The organism is Nonomuraea cypriaca (assembly GCF_015645445.1).
GTDB lineage: Bacteria > Actinomycetota > Actinomycetes > Streptosporangiales > Streptosporangiaceae > Nonomuraea > Nonomuraea cypriaca.
This window is the reverse complement of record NZ_JADOGI010000137.1, coordinates 1-18,445: the sequence shown is the minus strand read 5'-3', so window position 1 is coordinate 18,445 and position 18,445 is coordinate 1. Positions and strand designations below refer to the sequence as shown.

Genomic DNA, 18,445 nt, shown 5'->3' with positions numbered 1-18,445 from the left:
GCTACCTGGACGAACCGGTGTCCCTCAGCGCCAGGAAGAAGTCGACGCGGTCGGCCATCGTCGACAGGTTTCTCCCGGTGAGCTCCTCCACCCTGCGGATGCGGTAGCGGACCGTGTTCACGTGCACGTGCAGCTGTTCGGCGCAGGCGTGCCACGAGCCCGCGCAGTCGAGGAAGACGCCGAGCGTGCGCACCAGGTCGGACTGGTGCCCGCGGTCGTAGTCGAGCAGCGGCGACAGCAGCCTGGCCGCGAACGAACGGCGCACGTCGCCCGGCACCGTGGCCAGCAGCAGCGCGTGCGTGTAGATCTCGTCGCTGGTGACCACCCCGCCGGCACGGGACTCGGCCAGGCGCCTGGCGTGCCCGGCCTCCTCCACGCCGCCCTTGATGGCGGCGGCCCCGGTCAGCGCGCCGCTGAGGCCGACGCAGACGCGGGTGTCGGGCAGGACGGCCAGCACCTCGGTCCCGGCGCGCAGCCGGTCGGCCAGCTCGGCGGTGGTGCGCCCGCGCAGCGGCACCACCGCGACCGCGCCGTCCGCGCCGGCCGCCGCCACCACCTCGCGGCCGAGCAGCTCCTCGACGATCCGGCCGCCGAGCGTGGCGGGGTCGGGCCCGCGGGTGGCGCCTGGCCTGGACGCGGTGGCGTTCACGATCGTGTACGGCTCCGCCCCCTCCATCCCGCACGTGCGCAGCCCGGCGTTGAGCTCGGGCACGTCGGCCTCGGCGAGGGCGGCCACGATCAGCTGCTCGATCAGGCGGCGCTCGACCCTGCGGCCCTCCTCCATGCGGCTGCGCTCCAGCCCCACGCAGGCGGCCAGCTCGTAGCCCAGGTCGGCCCGGCTGATCAGGTCGCCGTCGCAGGCCAGCGCCCAGCCCGCGGCCCGGTGGCCGCGCCCGACGGCGAAGATCGTGGTGTTCCCCGCGTACGCGGGCAGCCGCGGCGCCGTCAGGTACGCCTTCGCCAGGCGTACGGGATCGTCGGCCGCTCCCACGATCACCTCGCCGGACGCGGACAGGACGGCTCCGGTGACGCCCAGCTCGGCGGCGGTCAGCTCGAACAGCTCGCGCAGGTCGGCACCCTCGGCGATGGCGGCGACCAGCCTGCGGTGACGGCCGAGGGCGTCGCGGACGTCGCCGGACAGGCGCGGCACGACGAGCTCGGCCAGCGTGCGGAACGAGACCTCGGTCGGCACCTCCACCAGCGGCAGGCCGGCGGCCCTGCACGCGGTCACGAGATCGGCGGGCACGTGGCCCAGCCAGGCCTGCCCGGCGCCAAGCGCGGCCACCCCGGAGTCGACCAGCGCCGCCACGAACCGGGCGGAGTCCTCCGGGCCGCGCCACCACATCAGCCCGGACAACACCAGCTCGCCGCCGGACAGGTAGCGTCCTGGCTCGGGCAGGTCGGTGATGTGCACGGTGCCGAACTCGCGGGCGGGGTCGCCGGTGAGCAGGCTCAGGCCCAGCTCGTCGATGGCCAGCAGGTCACTGATGCGCACTTGGAGGAATATACAAGCCCTGGCGGGCAAGCGCTGACCGGGATTTCACGCGACGCGCATAGGCCGTTCGCGCCGGCGGGTGCTCTACTCGGAGGATGACGGAGACGGCCAGCACCATCCTGAGCGGCGTCGGCGAGAGCGCGCGGCGCCCCGACGCGGCGCTGAAGGTGACCGGCGAGTTCGCCTACTCCTCTGACCTGTGGCTCGACGGCATGGTGTGGGGGGTGACGCTGCGCAGCCCGCACCCGTCGGCGTGGCTCCGCTCGATCGACGTGGGGCCCGCGCTGGCGATCCCCGGCGTGCTGGCCGTGCTGACGCACGAAGACGTGCCTGGGCGGAAGTTCTACGGGGTGGAGCACAAGGACCAGCCGGTGCTGGCCATCGACCAGGTCCGCTACCAGGGCGAGCCGGTGGCGCTGGTGGCCGCCGACCATCCGGAGACGGCCCGCAGGGCGGCCGCGGCCATCGTCGTCGCGTACGAGCCCCGCGCCGCCGTCACCGACCCCCGCGAGTCCCGCGAGGTGATCAGGCACCAGCCGGTGCGCGTGGGCGACACGTTCGAGGCCGAGGTGGTCGTCACCGGCGAGTACGAAGTCGGCATGCAGGACCAGGCGTTCCTCGGCCCGGAGTCCGGCCTGGCGGTCCCGGCCGAGGACGGCGGCGTCGATCTCTACATCGCCACCCAGTGGCTGCACGTGGACCGCGACCAGCTCGCCCCCTGCCTGGGGCTGCCCGCCGGCAAGGTGCGCCTGACCCTGTCCGGCGTCGGCGGGGCGTTCGGCGGCAGGGAGGACCTGTCGATGCACGTGCACGCGTGCATGCTGGCGCTGCGACTGAACCGCCCTGTCAAGATCGTGTACGGCCGCGAGGAGTCGTTCTTCGGCCACGTGCACCGCCATCCGGCCCTGATGCGCTACGAGCACGGCGCCACCCGCGACGGCAGGCTCGTCTACGTCAAGGCCGACATCGTGCTCGACGGCGGCGCGTACTGCTCGACCTCGCCCGCCGTCGTCGCGAACGCCGCCTCGCTGGGCGCGGGCCCGTACGAGGTGCCCAACGTGCGGGTGGACGCCACGGGTGTCTACACCAACAACCCGCCGTGCGGGGCGATGCGCGGCTTCGGCGCGGTTCAGGCGTGCTACGCGTACGAGTCGCAGATGGACCGCCTGGCCGAGGCGTGCGGCCTGTCGCCGGTGGAGATCCGCGTCCGCAACGCCGTCTCTCAGGGTTCGCGGCTCATCACCGGCCAGCTCATCGACTCCCCGGCGCCGCTCGCCGGGATGTTGCGGGAGCTGGAGGCCATGCCGCTGCCGCCCGCGCGTGAGACGGACCTGCGGTCGCTGCCCGGAGGCGTCTCGCAGACCACGCACGGCGAGTCCGTGCGGCGCGGCGTCGGCTACGGCGTGGGCCTCAAGAACATCTGCTTCTCCGAGGGATTCGACGACTTCTCCACCGCCCGGGTGCGGGCCGAGCTGGTGGCCGGCGAGCCGCACGTCACCGTGCACACGGCGGCGGCCGAGGTGGGGCAGGGCCTGGTGACGGTCCAGGCCCAGATCGCCAGGACCGAGCTGGGCATCGCCGACGTCACCGTGGCGACCGCCGACACCTCGGTCGGCTCGGCGGGCTCGTCGTCGGCCTCGCGCCAGTCGTACGTCACCGGCGGTGCGGTGCGGGCCGCCTGCGAGGCCGTGCGCGAGCGGTTCAACGGGCTGCCGGCGCGGGAGGCGCTGGAGAAGCTCGGGCCGGTCGAGGAGACGCGGGAGTACCGGCACCGTCCCACGTACCCGCTCGATCCGCACACCGGCCAGGGGGACTCGCACACGCAGCTCGCGCTGTGCGTGCACCGGGCCGTCGTGGACGTGGACGTGGAGCTGGGCCTGGCCAAGGTCGTCGAGCTGGCGGCGGTGCAGGACGTCGGCCGGGTGCTGAACCCCCTGGCGCTCGAAGGCCAGATCCACGGCGGGTCCGCGCAGGGGCTCGGGCTGGCGCTCATGGAGGAGATCAGGATCCGCGACGGGCGGCTGCTGAACGCGTCGTTCACCGACTACCTCATCCCCACCATTCTCGACATGCCGCCCATGCAGATGAAAATCCTGGAAAATCCAGACCCAGCGGCGCCGTACGGCTTGCGCGGCGCGGGCGAGCCTCCGACGCTCTCCTCCACCCCCGCGATCGCCGCCGCGGTACGCGCGGCGACCGGGCTCCGGTTGACTCGCGTTCCGATCAGGCCGGAAGATATCGCCCTGTCCGACAAAGGGCCAGATAGTGGGTCCGACAGAAGGTCCGGCAACGGGGAGGAATCCGATGGCGAACGCGCGCGAAGCGGCGGAGACTGAGTTCAGGCGCTTCGACTCCGACGGTGACGGTCTGCTGACCGCCGACGAGATCAGGCAGGCCAACGTCGCGCTGGGCGGCCAGGGGGCGTCCGAGAGCGAGATCGAGGCGTTCATCGAGTCCGCCGACCGCGACGGCGACGGGACGATCGGGCTCGAGGAGTTCGTCGGCCTGGTCGGCCACGGGCGGCACGAGAAGGCGTGAACCCGTCCCCCGCCGGGTACGAGCTGAAGATCCACCCGGGTCCTGAGCCGACACGGCGCTGACATCACCGGCAGATCCCCCCGATCCCAAGGGGGGAACGGCGGTGCTCGACAGATTCTTCGAGCTGACCGGGCGGGGGACCACGGCCGGTCGTGAGGTGCGTGGCGGGCTCACGACCTTCATGGCCATGGCCTACATCATCCTGCTCAACCCGAGGCGGCCAAGGGGCGCTTCTCGGAGATCCCGTGGCTGTTGTGGATCGTCTCGGTGGTCTTCCCGGCCTACTTCGGCATCGACGGGCTCGGCAGGTTGTTCGGCTAGGCGCTAGCGCAGGTCCGCGGAGTTGCAGGCGACGTTGTTGTGGTCGACGTCGGTGTACCAGGCGTACTCCTCGTGGGTGCCCTTGTAGTAGGGGCCGTCGCCGGCCGCCACGGCCTCCTTGCACCCGGCGTAGCGGGGGTCGGGGGCGCGCCTGCCGCCCGTCGCCGGGGCCGTCCCGCCAGGACCCGCCGTCGCGGAGTTACCGGTGCCCGTCGTGCCGGTGCCCGTCGTGCCGGGGCCCGTGGTGCCGGTGGTGCCGGGGCCGGTGGTGCCGGTCGTGCCGGGGCCGGTGGTGCCGGTCGTGCCGGGGCCGGTGGTGCCGGTCGTGCCGGGGCCGGTGGTGCCGGTCGTGCCCGGCTGGGTCGGTGAGCCTGTGGCGGGGTCGCTCGGGCCGCCGGTGGCCGCCGGGCCGAGCAGGCGGGCCGCCACCGCGTCGGCCTCCTCCTTGGTGAACCCCGTGATACTCATGCTGTCGCCGTCCATGGCCTGCGTGACGACGGGCGCGGCCAGGACGACCTTGGGCTGGTCGGCCTGCTCGGGGGCCAGCACCATCGCCACCGGCCGCTGGTCGGGCGCCAGCTCGTCGATGAGCTGCACCAGCCGCTCCTTGAACGCCGGCGCCACCGCGATGCGCACGGAGTATTGGCCGTCCTGCTCGCGCACCGGCTCGATCCGCTGCACGGCGCCGACCGTGACGCCGTCCTCCAGCAGGTAGCAGACGCGCTGCTCCTGGTCGAGCACGGCCGGGTCACCCGGGCACGGCGCGGGCTTGGTCTCCCTGACGGGCGCGAAGTGGATGGGCACGGATAACCGCTGCGGCGCCGGGGCGCCCAGGAGCGGCGTGTCCGGGCTCCTGGTCATCAGGACGGCGACCGTGCCCAGCACACCGGCCACCAGCACGACGAGAACGAGCGAGACGATCAACACGATGGTGGTGACTCTGCTCGCTTGCGGCTCCTCCGGATCCGCGCTCGGCGGCTCTTCCGGCTTGTCCATCGATGACGACCTCATCCTGATGTTCGGGCTGCGGGTGAGCTTATCGAGGACGGGCCGGAGCGGGGTAATCAGCCCGACAATCCGTACTCGTCTGTGAGAAGAGGGGAAGAATAGACGGAGAAGCGCCCGTTTTTCGTCACGAGAAGAGTTGACCCTTGACCTCCTCCCCACGGCTGAAGCCGGGGGAGTCCAGCCCTCGCGGGTTGGGTTTCCTGCTTCACCGCCAGCCGCCCGCCCAGCTCGCGCTGGTCGGGTCTTACGCTGGCTCCACAGGCGTTTCAGCGCTCCGCCAGCCCGGCGGCGAGAATGTTGCGGGCCGCGTTCACGTCCCGGTCATGGGACGCGCCGCAGGCACACACCCACGTGCGGATGTCCAGCGGCATCACATCCTGGACGGTGCCGCAGGCCGCGCACAGTTTCGACGAGGGAAACCAGCGGTCGATCACCACGAGCCTCCGCCCGTACCACGCCGCCTTGTACGCCAGCATCGTCCGAAGTTCCCGCCAGGACGCGTCCGAGATCATGCGAGCCATACACCGGTTCTTGATCATGTTGCGGACGGTCAGGTCCTCCACGGCGATCACTTGGTTCTCGCGAACAAGCCGGGTGGACAACTGGTGCAGGAAATCACGACGGCGATCCACGATCCGCGCATACACCTTCGCGACCTTCAACCGAGCCTTGGCCCGGTTGCCCGACCCCGGCTGCTTACGGGCCGGCGCCCGCTGCGCCCGGGCCAAGCTGCGCCGGTCGCGCCGCTCATGCCGTGGGTTGGTGACCTTCTCCCCGGTGGACAGGGTCACCAGGGCGGTGATGCCCGCATCGACGCCGACGGCGTTCTCGGTAGGTGCGAGCGGGCGGATCTTCTCCTGCACCAGGAGGGAGACGAACCACCGCCCGGCCGCGTCCCGCGACACCGTGACCGTGGACGGCCGCACGCCGTCCGGCAGGGGCCGCGACCACACGATCGCCAGCGCCGCGTCCATCTTCGCCAGCGTCAACGCGCCGTCACGCCAGCGGAACCCGGAGCGGGTGTACTCGGCCGACGCCCGCGCCTTCTTGCGCGACTTGAACACCGGATACCGGGCCCGCTTGGCGAAGAAGTGCGCGAACCCCGCCTGCAGATGCCGCAGCGCCTGCTGCAACGGCACGCACGACACCTGCGCCAGGAAGGCGTACTCGCCGCTGCATTTCAACGCCGTCAGCCACACCGACGACTCCGCATAAGAGACGCCGCGGCCTTCCGTCCGGTAGGCGCGGGTGCGTTCCTCCAGCGCTTGGTTGTAGACGAGGCGGACACAGCCGAACGTGCGCGACAGTTCCGCCGCCTGCTCGGGGGTGGGGTAGAAGCGGTACTTGTACGCACGCTTCACGATCTGTGCCACACCGACCACTCTACGTGTCCATTCAAGTAATCGTATGCATGTTCCCATACAGCGGCGTGTCGCGTTTCCTCCGCCTGAAGGTGGAGGCCTCCACGCTCAAGGAGATTCGATGAAGATCGGTGTTCCGCGAGAGGTCAAAAACAACGAATATCGCGTGGCGCTGACCCCTGCGGGGGTGCACGAACTGGTACGCCACGGCCACCGGGTCCTCGTCGAGCGCGAGGCGGGCGCGGGCTCGTCGATTCCCGACGCCGACTTCGTCGCGGCGGGCGCCGTCATCGTCCCCGAGGCCGACGAGCTCTGGGCGGACAGCGAGCTGGTCATGAAGGTGAAGGAGCCGGTGGCGGAGGAGTACCACCGGCTGCGCAAGAGACAGGTGCTGTTCACCTACCTCCATCTGGCGGCCTCGCGGGCCTGTACGCGGGCGCTGCTCGACGCGGGGTGCACCGCGGTCGCCTACGAGACCGTCCAGACGCAGGACGGCGCGCTGCCGCTGCTCGCGCCCATGTCCGAGGTGGCCGGCCGGCTGGCGCCGCAGGTGGGCGCGTACCACCTGATGCGCTCGAAGGGCGGCAGGGGCGTGCTGATGGGCGGCGTCTCCGGCGTGCGCGCGGCGCACGTCGTCGTCATCGGCGCGGGCGTGTCCGGCATGAACGCCGCCGCCATCGCCCTCGGCATGCAGGCCGAGGTGCTGCTGCTCGACAAGAACCTCGACAAGCTGCGCCAGGCCGACCTGATCTACCAGGGGCACTGCCAGACCGTCGCCTCCAACACGCTGGAGATCGAGCGCGCGGTGCTGGAGGCGGACCTGGTCATCGGCGCGGTCCTGGTGCCCGGCGCCAAGGCGCCCACGCTGGTGACCGACGATCTGGTGAGCCGGATGAAGCCGGGCTCGGTGCTGGTGGACGTCTCGATCGACCAGGGCGGTTGCTTCGAGGGCTCCCGGCCCACCACGCACGAGCGGCCGACCTACCGGGTGCACGACTCGATCTTCTACTGCGTGGCCAACATGCCGGGCGCGGTGCCGCACACCTCGACGTTCGCGCTGACGAACGTCACGCTGCCGTACGCGCTCGCCATCGCCGACCTGGGCTGGCGGCCCGCCATGCGCCTCGATCGGACGCTCGCGCACGGCCTGAGCACCCACGACGGCTACCTGACCAGCCGCCCGGTGGCCGAGGCCCACGGGCTGGGCTGGACGCCGCCACAGGACCTGCTCGCCTGAGGCGTGGCCGGCCGCGTCTCAGGGCCCGGGCGGAGGCCGGGCCCTGAGACGGCCGCTACTGCTGGGACTGGCTGGGCGACGGGGCCAGGGTCTCCATCGGCGGCTGCTGCTCCTGGCCGGTGGGCTCCGGCGGCAACGGCGCCTGGTCGGCCGTGGTGGTGATCGCGTCCTCGCCGCCGCAGAGGGCGCCGGGCTCAGGCGTGTCCGCGCCGTTCTGGTAACGCTTGATGAACGCCCCGAGCTTCGGGTCCTCCGGGTTGTCCAGCTTGAGCTGGTGACCCCACGACGACACGACCACCGGCGAGGGCAGGTTGGGGAACGGGCTCATCAGCAGGTAGTCCTGCTGGCCTGTGGAGGACGCGACCTCCTTCAGCTTGTCGACCTGAGCCTTGGGCAGGTCGGGCCGGTAGGTGATCCAGACCGCGCCGTGCTCCATCGAGTGCACGGCGTGCTCGCTGTGGATCGGCTTGTCGTAGACCGCGCACTGCTGCCAGTAGTTGTTGTGCTCACCACCGACCGGCGGGGTCTCCTTGTACGTGACCGCGTTCCAGACATGCTGGCCGGCGTCGTACTTGACGCTGGTCACCGCGTCGAGCGAGGTCTGGCGGGCCTGATTGACCAGGTAGAACCCGACCACGCCGACGAGCACCACGATGATCAGCCCTCCCGCTCCCCACATGAGCAGCGCGGCGCGGCGTTCTTTGCGCTTTTGCTGGGTGCGCATCTGCTGCAGATGATCGCGCCTCGCCCGCGCCTTCTCCTTCGTCATCGTTCCTCCATCGGCGTACCAACTCCGGGTCACCCTATGCCCTCAGGGCGTATGTGGAGAATAAGAGCGTTATAAGGGTCCGATCACGACCCCTCCCGCTGGTGGGTACGCTGGATAGGCCATGGAAAAGCCCGTCATGAAACCACTCCTGATCGTCTGCGGCGTCCTCGTGCTCGCCGTGGCCGCGTTCCTGTTGTTCGGTCGCACGGGCACGCCTGGTGACACCTCGCCCGAGGCCGGATTCGCCCGCGACATGGCCGCGCACCACGCGCAGGCCGTCGACATGGCGTTCACGATCAGGGACAAGACCTCCGCCAGGGAGATCAGAAGCCTGGCCTTCGACATCATCACCACCCAGTCCAACCAGCGCGGCATGTTCCAGGGCTGGCTGCAGCAGTGGGATCTCGGCCTGGCGGCCGGCCAGCGGCCGATGGCCTGGATGAGCGGCCACGGCCACGGCGGCGCCACGGCCGCGCCCGGCGCGATGCCGGGCATGGCCACGCCGCAGGACATCACGAAGCTCAGGCAGACGCAGGGCACGGCGGCCGAGGTGCTCTTCCTGCAGCTGATGATCCGCCATCACGAAGGCGGCGTGCAGATGGCCGAGGGCCTGGTCAAGCTGTCCACCCGGGGCGAGGTGGTCAACATGGCCCAGAAGATCATCGAAGGTCAGAGCGGCGAGATCAAGCTCATGACCGACCTGCTCGCGAAGCGCGGCGCGAAGCCGTATCCGTCGATCCTGCGGCCCGCGTGAGCGATGAGCGCCGACGCAGTCGTGGTGGGGTCGGGGCCCAACGGGCTGGTCGCCGCCGTCACGCTGGCCCGCGCCGGGCGCAGGGTGCTGCTCCTGGAGGCGGCCGACCGGTTCGGCGGCGGGCTCAGATCCGAAGAAGTGACGCTGCCCGGCCGGGTGCATGACCTGGGCGCGACCGTGATGGCGATGGCGCTGGCGTCGCCTGCCCTCCGTGAGCTCAGTCTCAAGGGCGTGGTGTACGTCCATCCGCCGGTGGCCGCGGCCCATCCGCTGGACGACCGCCCAGCCGTGCTGGTGCACCGCGACGCGCGCCGCACCGCCGAGGGTCTCGGGCGTGACGGGCGGGCCTGGCTGGCGAGCGCGGGGGCGATCGCGCGGGCCGGGTTCCCGCTGGTGGACCTGCTGCTCCAGCCGCTGGGGCCGTACCCCACGGCGCCGGGGGTGTTCGCGCGGGCGGCCGGGTTCGGGCTGGCGGGGGTGCTGCCGGTCACGACGTTCGCCAGACGGGCGTTCCGTACCGTCGAGGGGCGGGCGCTGATCGCGGGCATGGCCGCGCATTCGATGCTCGACCTGCGCGCGCCCCTCACCACCGGCTACGGCCTGCTGCTCGCGTCCCTGGCCCACCTGGTGGGCTGGCCGGTGGTGCGGGGAGGGTCGCAGGTGCTGGCCGACGCGCTGGTGGCCGAGCTGCGTTCGCTCGGGGGTGAGGCGGTGGCCGGGCATCGGGTCCGCCGCCTGGCGGAGCTGGACGCGCCTACGGTGGTGCTCGACGTGACGCCCAGGCAGTTCCTCGCCATGGCCGATCTGCCCGCGGGCTATCGCCGGCGGCTGGAGCGCTTCCGTTACGGGCCCGGGGTGTTCAAGGTGGACTGGGCGCTGGACGGGCCGGTGCCGTGGCGGGACCAGGCGGTGGCGGGCGCGGGCACGGTGCACCTGGGCTCGACGCTGGAGGAGATCGCGCTCAGCGAGGCGGAGACGGCCGCGGGACGGCATTCGCCGCGACCGTACGTGCTGCTCGTCCAGCCGTACGCGGCCGACCCGACCCGGGGCGGGCACACCCTGTGGGCCTACTGCCACGTCCCCAACGGCTCTCGCGCCGACATGACGGACGCCATCGAGACCCAGATCGAGCGGTACGCTCCCGGCTTCCGCGACCGCGTGCTGGCCCGGCACACCATGGGGCCCGCCGAGCTGGAGGCGGCCAACCCCAACCTGGTGGGCGGCGACATCGGCGGCGGGCTGGCGGGCCTGCGGCAGTTCCTCCGCCGCCCGGTCTGGTCACCGGCGCCGTGGCGGACGCCGCTGCCCGGCGTGTTCCTGTGCTCGTCCGCCACGCCGCCAGGTCCGGGAGCCCACGGGATGGGCGGCCACCAGGCCGCCCGCCTGGCCCTCCGCTCCTGACGTGAGCGAGGGCGACCATACGGGTGGCCAGGCTCGGATGGCCAGGCTCGGGCGGCCAGGCTCGGGCGGCCAGGCTCGGGCGGCCAGGCTCGGGCGGCCAGGCTCGGATGGTCAGACTCGGATGGTCAGACTCGGGCGATCAGGCTCGGGTGGTCAGGCGAGCATCTCTTCGGCGACAGCCGCGGCGAAGGCGTCCACGTCCGCCTCCGTGGTGTCGAACGCGCACATCCACCGCACCTCGCCCGTGTCCGCGTCCCAGGTGTAGAACCTGAACCGCTTGCGCACCCGCTCGGCGACGTCCTTCGGCAGGACCGCGAACACCGCGTTGGCCTCCACCGGCCTCGGCACCTCGACGCCCGGGATGCCGCGCACCGCCTCGGCCAGCCGAAGGGCCATGGCGTTGGCCCGGCGGGCGTTGCGCAACCACAGCTCACCCGACAGCAGCGCCTCGAACTGCGCCGACACGAACCGCATCTTCGACGACAACTGCATGAACGTCTTGCGGATGTAGTCGACCCCGTTGGCGGCGGCGGGGTTGAGCACCACGACCGCCTCGCCGTACAGCAGGCCGATCTTCGTCCCGCCGAAGGAGAGCACGTCCACTCCGGCGTCGGTGGTCAGCGCGCGCATCGGGACGTCCAGCGCGGCGGCGGCGTTGGTCAGGCGGGAGCCGTCGACGTGGACGAGCAGCCCCAGGCTGTGGGCGTGCGCGCAGACGGCGGCGATCTCGCCGGGCGTGTAGACGGTGCCCAGTTCGGTGGTGTTCGAGATCGACACCACGCGCGGCTGGGCACGGTGCACGTCGCCGAAGCCCCACGCCTGCCGGTCGATCAGGCCGGGCGTGAGCTTGCCGTCGGGCGTGGGCACGGTCAGCAGCTTGATGCCGCCCGCCACCTCGGGCGCGCCACCCTCGTCGGTGTTGATGTGGGCGCTCTCCGCGCAGATGACCGCCTCCCAGGGGGCGGTCATGGCACGCAGGGAGACGACGTTCGCGGCCGTGCCGTTGAAGACCGGCCACACGTGCGCGCTGTCGCCGAAGTGCCGCTTGAAGACGTCCTGCAGGGCCTCGGTGTAGACGTCGTCGCCGTAGGAGATCTGGTGGCCGCCGTTGGCGGCCGCGATGGCCTGGAGGATCTCCGGGTGCACGCCCGCGTAGTTGTCGCTGGCGAACGTCTTGAGCTGGGGGTCGTGCCGGGGAGTCACGCAGTGAGGTCCAATCGGATTCCGTTGATCTCGGCGGCGGGGCGGTCGTAGAGTCCGCCGATCGCCGCCGCGAGGTCGTTGACGTCGGTGAAGCCGGGGAACTTCGCCTCCGGTTTCGCGGCCCGCATGGTGTCGTTCACCAGGGCCTTGACCACCAGGATGGTGGCCGCGCTCGACGTGCCCGCGAGCGCGTCGGCCAGCGCGAGCGTCCACGCCTCCGCCGCCGCCTTGGCCGCCGCGTAGACGGCCCCGCCGGCTGTCGGGTGCTGGGCCGCCTGGGCCGAGACGATCACGAACCGGCCGCCGGCGCTCTCGCGCAGCAGCGGCTCGAAGGCGAGCGACACGTGCTGGAGCGTGCGGATCAGCAGGTCGTGCAGGAGATCCCAGTCGTCGAGGCTCGTCTCGGCGAACGTGTCCGACCCGCGCCACCCGCCGACCAGGTGCACCACGCCGTCGACGTGCCCGTGCTCACGGCGGATCCGGTCCGCCAGGTCGTGTACGGCCGCGCGGTCGAGGAGATCGACGTCGTCCTTGTCGACGGCGATCACGGTGTGACCGCTTTTCCCGAAAAATTGGGAAATAGCCTCACCTGTGGGGCCTCCTGCCCCCGTAACCAGAATGATCATACTCGGAGCCCCTTAGTCGATTCGACCACATCGGTCAGCTTACGACGCAGCGCCTCGTAGAACATGCTCAGCGGGAACTCGTCCGGCAGCACCGCGTCGACCTTGGCCTTCTGCTCCTCGGGCAGCGCCTGGATGCCCCGGGCCCAGGTGGAGCCAGGATGCGCCGGCACGTACGCGCTCACCAGCTCGTACGCCGCCAGCCAGTGCGCCAGCTTGGAGCGGTCGATGCTGTCGCGGTAGAGCTTGTCGATCTCGCCCCGCAGGTCGGCCACACCGCCCGCGACCCGCTCCCAGTCGATCGTGAGCCGGTTGTCAGTCCACCGCACGACGTCGTTGCGATGCAGGTAGGCGAAGAGCAACTGGCCCCCGAGCCCGTCGTAGTTACGCACCCGCACCCCCGTGATCGGGAAGCGGAACAGCCGGTCGAAGAGGATCGCGGTCTGCACGTACCTGGCGTGCGGCACCCCCCGCGCCTCCAGCTTGACGGCCTCGCCGAACGCGGTCAGGTCGCAGCGCAGCTCCTCCAGCGCGTACAGCCAGTACGGCATCCGCTGTTTGATCATGAACGGGTCGAACGGCAGGTCGCCGTGGCTGTGGGTACGGTCGTGGACCAGGTCCCACAACACGAACGTGTCCTGCGCGAGCCGCTGCGAGTCCAGCAGCCGCGCGGCGTCGGGCGGCAGGTCGAGCCGCAGCGTCTCGGCGGCGGCCCTGGACACCCTCCTGAACCTGGCCGCCTCCCGGTCGGCGAAGATCCCGCCCCACGTGAACCGCTCGGGCGCCCGGCGCACCGCGACCGTTTCGGGGAACAGCACGGCAGAGTGGGTGTCGTAGCCCGAGGTGAAGTCCCGGAACGCGATCGGCACGAACATCGGGTTGTCGTAGCCGCCCGACTCCAGCTCGGCCAGCCAGGCGGGCCAGATCGTCCGGATCCAGACGGCTTCGAGGTTGCGGGCCGGGTTGCCGTTCTGCGTGTACATGGGGAACACCACGACGTGCTCCAGGCCGTCCTCGCGCTGGGTGTCGGGGTGGAACAGGTCGAGCGAGTCGAGGAAGTCGGGAACGCCGAGCCCCTGTTCCGCCCACTTGGCGAGGTCGTCCTGGACGGCCTGGAGGTAGGCGGCGTCATGCGGGAAATATCCGGAAATTTCGTTTACCCGCGCGCCGATCACCCCCACCAGCGCCCCGGCCCGCTCCTTCGCCTCCTCAGGCACCGACCCATCCTTGACCTGCAGCGGCCTCAACTCCTCCACAGCCGCCTTCAGCCCCCCGAACGCCTCCGCCTTCCCAGCCACCCCACCGACCGCCGCGCCGGCCACTTCACCAGACGCCGTGCCGGCCGCCGCGCGAGTCGCCCCACCAGACGCCGCGCCGGCCACCGTGCCGGCCACTCCATCGGCCGTCGTGCCTGCCGCCCCGGCCTCGTCGGGCAGTTCGCCGGCGTCGGTGCCGGGGAGGCGGGCGGCCCAGGTGACCACGTTCGCCCAGAGGGCGCGGTGGTCGTAGTCGTCGATGGAGTCGTCGCCGAACAGGTCGGAGTCGGCGAACACCACGACGCGGCCCCGCCCGTGCCGCACCGCGACGGCCAGCGGCGCGCCCGCCGGGTCGGCCTCCCGGGAGGTCGCGAACAGCACGGTCGCCTCGCCGGTGACGGTCAGGACGCCGGAGCGGTAGAAGCAGGCCGTACGGACGCCGGCGAGCAGCCCGTCACCGGTCGCGCGGCCGGCGCGTACCCAGGTGGCGACGTCCCTGTGGGCGTGCTTCTGGTCGCGCACGGTGGTGTGCACGACGCCGACCCCGAACCGGGCGAGCAGCTCGCCCAGGTTGTTGCCGTACTTGTCCTGCTCCTCCTCGGCCAGCACCACGAGCCCGCCGCCGCCTTCGACGAAGGACTCGACGGCGTCCAGCTCGGCGGCGGTCATGACCGGGCTCCCCTGCCCGGTCGTCCGCTCCCACCGCTCCCCCGACGGGTGCGCGATCACCAGCACGTCCTGCCCGGCCAGGAGCTCGGCCCCGAGCGGTCCTGACGTGTGGGCGGTGACCGTGTGCCCCAGGTGCCGCAGCAGCCCGGCCGCCCGGACGTAGCTGTTGTCGTCGGGATGCGCGGGGTTGATGGCCTCGGCCACCTCGCGCCGGATCGTCCACGACTCGCTGTGGGCCTCGTCGAACAGCACCCTGGGGAACGCCTGCATGAAATATCTCCTGCCACTACCACCTAATGACGGAAAATATACACACAAAAGCGGTATGCCCCGCCAAACCCTTCCGCATACCGAGACGGTCAGGCGACTCCCGGCCGTACGACGCCGGACTCGTACGCGAACACGACGGCCTGCGCCCGGTCGCGCACCCAGGCCGAACCGGGCTCAGGTGAGTGACAGGTCACGGCAGGTGGACGCTCTGCCTGATGCGGGTCTGGGTGGCGTCGTCGCAGGTGGTCTTGGCGCAGAAGTACATCACGAGCATGGTGCTGGGCTCGCGCTCGATCACATAGCTCACGAAGCCCAGCCTGGTGCCGGTGTCGGGGTCGTGCAGCGCGCCGTCGAAGCGGGTGGCGGGCTTGTTGCCGGCCTGGTCCTGCACGGGCTTACCCAGGTCGACCTGGCCGGGCAGCAGGACCTCCATCTTGGCCCTCATCTGCTCGGAGTCGCCGCGGGCGTCGAGGGTGTCGGAGACCTGGACGTACACGCCGGAGGCGCTGTCGGGATCGTCGGCGACGATCTGGGAGACCGCCGACCAGTCGGCGCCGGGACCGGCCACGAACAGGGACTCGAACTCGGTGGCGTGCGGCGAGGCCACCGCGAAGAGGTCGCGGTGGGTGCGTACCGTCCAGTCGCCTGGATACTCGAACGTGAGCGGCGCGGCGGCGCTGGTCGTGTAGCGGGACCAGGTGTCGCCGCGGTGGTTCATGATGATCATGGCGACCAGGGCGAGTGCCGCCACGGCGGCGACCAGCGTGGCGGCCACGATCGGGATGCGGCCGGGGCGGCCCCTGGACACCGAGGGCTGCGTGGCCGGCGCGGGCGCCCTGAGCGCCCCGCCCGGCGCCGGCTGGGCGAACGGCGGGCCAGTGTGGGGGCCGGTGTGCGGGCCCGTCCGGGGTCCGGGGTTCCGCAGGGCGTAGGGGACCGCGTGGGGGCCGCTGGAGGGGTCCGGCTGCTGCCCGCTGATCGCGTCGCGCAGCGCGGTGACGAACTCGGCGCAGGTGTCGTAGCGCTGCTCGGGCGACTTGGCCAGGGCGCGCATCATCACGGCGTCGACCTGCGGCGGCAGCTCGGGCCTGATCTGCGACAGAGGCGTGGGGGTCTCGGCCAGGTGGGCCCAGAGCAGCGCGATGTCGTTCTCGCGCTGGAAGGGCAGCCGCGCCGACAGCGACTCGTAGACGACGCAGGCCAGCGCGTACTGGTCGCAGCGGCCGTCGATGTGCTCCTTGTTGATCTGCTCGGGCGACATGTAGCGGGGCGTGCCGATGAACTGGTCGGTCTGGGTCAGCCCGGAGATCGACGAGCGGTGCTTGGTGATGCCGAAGTCGGTCAGGTAGACGTGGTCGCCGGCCAGCAGGATGTTCGCCGGTTTCACGTCGCGGTGGATCAGGTCGTGGGCGTGGGCGGCGTCGAGCGCGGCGGCCACCTGGGCGAAGATCTGGTTGGCCTGGCCGATCGGCAGCGGGCCCCGGTCGTAGATGAGGCGGCGCAGGTCGAGGCCGTCCACGTAGCGCATGGCGATGTAGAGGACGCCGTCGGCGTCGGCGTTGGCCTCGTAGATCGGGATGATGTTGGGATGCTCGATGCTGGCGACGGTCCTGGACTCCAGGATGAACCGCTGCCTGAACCGGTCGTCGACGCTGAGCACCGGGTTGAGGATCTTCAGCGCGACGCGGCGGCTCAACCTCGGGTCGAGCGCCAGGTAGACGACGGCCATGCCGCCCTTGCCGACGATGTCCTCGATGTAGTACCCGGCCACCTCCTGGCCGATGAGCGATCTTTCATTCAATTGCATCACGTCTCGCTGGGGTGGCCGCAGTAGCCGCAGAAGCGATGGGCGGGGCCGAGCCGCATGCCGCACGAGGTGCAGTATTTGATCGCGGGATCCGGCGCCGTCATCACCTGCTGCTGCTGGGGGACCACGTGGAACGGCTGGGACCGCCGCACGACCACGGTCTGGCCGGCGCCGTCCTCGAGCGGTGGGCCGGCCGCCGGTGGCTGTGGCGGCGCTGTCTGTTTCTCCGGAGCGCGGCGACGCCACAGCAGATACGCGCCACCTCCCGCGGCGATGAAGAGTATCCCCGCCGCCACGATGAACGGCCACAGCGGCGTGGACCCGCTCGGCGCCGTCGCCGCCCGCTTGGTGCCCTGGTCCTCGGGACCGCCCCGCTTGGCCAGTGAGGTCTTCAGCAGCGCGGCGGCCACCACGTTGCCGGGATAGAGCTCGAGCACGCGCTGGAACCCCGGCGCGGCCTCGGTGTAGTAGTTGGTGTGGAAGCGGGTCAGCGCCGCCTCGAACGCCGTGTCGATCGCGCCTCTGCGCGGTGCCACCCCGGCCTTGGTGAGCGCGCCGGTCATCTCCCTGACGCCGATCATCTTGGCGTCCTTGCCGCCGCCGACCAGCATGCCGATGATGTGGCCGTCCTTGTCGCCGATCACCGGCGCGCCGAGCATGCCCTTGTCGGCCAGACGGCCCATCTTGACGGGCTCGTCGACCTTCTTCTCCGGGTCGGCGAACGGCCGGCCCGTCTCCCCCGTGGTGCCGCCCTTGCCGAGGTGGGCGATCTCGACCGTGTGGTGCACGCCGGGGCGCGGCCGCTCGATGAAGCCGGCGATGCTGGTGGGCGAGCCCTCCTGCCCGGGCACCTTGTCACCGAGCGGCGCGGTCGGCAGGCCCACGCTGCCCACGGCCCCGCCCAGCGGCACGAGCACGGCGGGGCTGTCGGGCTGGTCGCCGGTCCCGACGACCTCGGCCTTGAAGCCGTCGGGGTCGGCCGGCGAGGTGTTGGGGAACACCGTGATGACGGTGGACTTCTTGATGATGCAGGTGGCGGTCTTGCTCTTGGGCGGATAGCACGACTGGAGATGACGGTCCAGCACGTCGTCGGAGACCTCGTGCTTGTCGAAGTCGTCGGGGATCTTGACCTTGTGGTGCTCGGCGAAGATCTTGTTGACCGCGTAGATCGCCGGGTCCTCTTCTGGTTCGACGATGCGGGTGAGCGTGACGATGGCGCCTTCAGGATTGACGACAGTGCCGGTCCCTGTCGCGATCGGCACGTCGTAGGAGCGCTCCACATGGACGAGATCCCCGACGTGGTCCAGCAGGGTGATCTCCACGTGGGACTCGGCTTCCACGCGCACCACGGCCGGTGTCACCAGGTCGGTGATGCCGCTGGGGTGCTCGTGCGCCGCCACGGGGGTCGCGATCAGCACCAGTGCCGCCGCGAGACCACCGGCAAGAGCTGTGAGGCGCGCCATCGCTTCGCTCCAAAAAGCAGGAATAGGACCAGGGTCCCAATCACGTGCCGTAAGTCAAGAGACCGTCATGTAGGCAAGCGCTTACTAGGCATCGGGATGGCTAAGCGATCGGCGTGGCCCTTCGAGACCCGTCCGGCGCGATGTCGGTGGCGAAAACATTGAGCACTCACTACGACCCCATCGCGGGCATCGCGCCCGGCGTTACACCCCCGCCCCCCCCCTCCTGGACCCCGCCCAGGACACCCGGGGCGGGGCCCTGGAGGGTGGGGG

The 18,445-nt window shown here is 71.2% G+C and carries 13 protein-coding genes and 2 pseudogenes; 6 read left to right on the top strand and 9 right to left on the bottom strand.

The genetic code is table 11. The features are described 5' to 3' along the window. Position 1: 1 nt before the first annotated feature. A complete protein-coding gene (locus tag ITP53_RS35205) occupies positions 2–1,495 on the bottom strand; it encodes a PucR family transcriptional regulator (protein WP_195899780.1) in 1,494 nt (497 codons plus the stop codon). Positions 1,496–1,590: 95 nt separating this feature from the next. Here ITP53_RS35205 and ITP53_RS35200 point away from each other — a divergent pair, with 95 nt between their 5' ends. The 3 genes and pseudogenes from ITP53_RS35200 to ITP53_RS58190 form a co-directional block, all read left to right on the top strand. Then, positions 1,591–3,831 carry a molybdopterin cofactor-binding domain-containing protein gene (locus tag ITP53_RS35200; protein ID WP_195899779.1) on the top strand — a complete coding sequence of 747 codons (2,241 nt, stop codon included), beginning with the start codon at positions 1,591–1,593 and terminating at the stop codon, positions 3,829–3,831. Then, on the top strand, positions 3,800–4,033 hold the full coding sequence (locus ITP53_RS35195) for an EF-hand domain-containing protein (protein ID WP_195899778.1): 234 nt from the start codon (positions 3,800–3,802) through the stop codon (positions 4,031–4,033). The genes ITP53_RS35200 and ITP53_RS35195 overlap by 32 nt, the downstream gene beginning before the upstream one ends. A 58-nt stretch (positions 4,034–4,091) precedes the next feature. Beyond that, positions 4,092–4,247 (top strand): annotated as a pseudogene (locus ITP53_RS58190) (NCS2 family permease); the annotation flags it as partial. A gap of 110 nt (positions 4,248–4,357) precedes the next feature. Here ITP53_RS58190 and ITP53_RS35190 read toward each other — a convergent pair. Together ITP53_RS35190 and ITP53_RS35185 are read right to left on the bottom strand one after the other, a co-directional pair. Next, positions 4,358–5,350, bottom strand: coding sequence for an excalibur calcium-binding domain-containing protein (locus ITP53_RS35190; RefSeq protein WP_195899777.1), 993 nt, complete (start codon positions 5,348–5,350; stop codon positions 4,358–4,360). A 197-nt stretch (positions 5,351–5,547) separates the two neighbouring features. Next, positions 5,548–6,735 (bottom strand): annotated as a pseudogene (locus ITP53_RS35185) (RNA-guided endonuclease InsQ/TnpB family protein); the annotation flags it as partial. Positions 6,736–6,844: 109 nt separating this feature from the next. Between ITP53_RS35185 and ald the strand changes: the two are divergent. After that, positions 6,845–7,960 (top strand): alanine dehydrogenase, encoded by a 1,116-nt coding sequence (gene ald / locus ITP53_RS35180; protein WP_195899775.1) that lies wholly within the window; start codon positions 6,845–6,847, stop codon positions 7,958–7,960. Positions 7,961–8,015: 55 nt separating this feature from the next. Here ald and ITP53_RS35175 read toward each other — a convergent pair whose 3' ends face one another. After that, positions 8,016–8,729 carry a DUF3105 domain-containing protein gene (locus tag ITP53_RS35175; RefSeq protein ID WP_195899774.1) on the bottom strand — a complete coding sequence of 238 codons (714 nt, stop codon included), beginning with the start codon at positions 8,727–8,729 and terminating at the stop codon, positions 8,016–8,018. Positions 8,730–8,865: 136 nt separating this feature from the next. Between ITP53_RS35175 and ITP53_RS35170 the strand changes: the two genes are divergently transcribed. Together ITP53_RS35170 and ITP53_RS35165 are read left to right on the top strand one after the other, a co-directional pair. Next, positions 8,866–9,483 (top strand): DUF305 domain-containing protein, encoded by a 618-nt coding sequence (locus ITP53_RS35170; RefSeq protein ID WP_195899773.1) that lies wholly within the window; start codon positions 8,866–8,868, stop codon positions 9,481–9,483. A 3-nt stretch (positions 9,484–9,486) separates the two neighbouring features. Next, positions 9,487–10,884: a phytoene desaturase family protein gene (locus tag ITP53_RS35165; RefSeq protein ID WP_195899772.1), complete on the top strand. Its 1,398-nt coding sequence runs from the start codon at positions 9,487–9,489 to the stop codon at positions 10,882–10,884. 153 nt (positions 10,885–11,037) lie between these two features. Here ITP53_RS35165 and ITP53_RS35160 read toward each other — a convergent pair whose 3' ends face one another. From ITP53_RS35160 to ITP53_RS35135, 5 genes are all read right to left on the bottom strand, one after another. After that, positions 11,038–12,087 (bottom strand): threonine aldolase family protein, encoded by a 1,050-nt coding sequence (locus ITP53_RS35160; RefSeq protein WP_195899771.1) that lies wholly within the window; start codon positions 12,085–12,087, stop codon positions 11,038–11,040. Further along, positions 12,084–12,713, bottom strand: a complete 630-nt coding sequence (locus tag ITP53_RS35155; RefSeq protein ID WP_195899770.1) for an SDR family NAD(P)-dependent oxidoreductase — start codon at positions 12,711–12,713, stop codon at positions 12,084–12,086. Before ITP53_RS35155 ends, ITP53_RS35160 begins: the two co-directional genes overlap by 4 nt. Next, on the bottom strand, positions 12,710–14,905 hold the full coding sequence (locus tag ITP53_RS58185; RefSeq protein ID WP_195899769.1) for a DUF6421 family protein: 2,196 nt from the start codon (positions 14,903–14,905) through the stop codon (positions 12,710–12,712). The genes ITP53_RS35155 and ITP53_RS58185 overlap by 4 nt, the downstream gene beginning before the upstream one ends. Positions 14,906–15,095: 190 nt before the next feature. Next, positions 15,096–16,712 (bottom strand): serine/threonine protein kinase, encoded by a 1,617-nt coding sequence (locus ITP53_RS35140; protein ID WP_195899768.1) that lies wholly within the window; start codon positions 16,710–16,712, stop codon positions 15,096–15,098. Beyond that, positions 16,712–18,175 (bottom strand): zinc ribbon domain-containing protein, encoded by a 1,464-nt coding sequence (locus tag ITP53_RS35135; protein WP_195899767.1) that lies wholly within the window; start codon positions 18,173–18,175, stop codon positions 16,712–16,714. Before ITP53_RS35135 ends, ITP53_RS35140 begins: the two co-directional genes overlap by 1 nt. Positions 18,176–18,445: the final 270 nt, after the last annotated feature.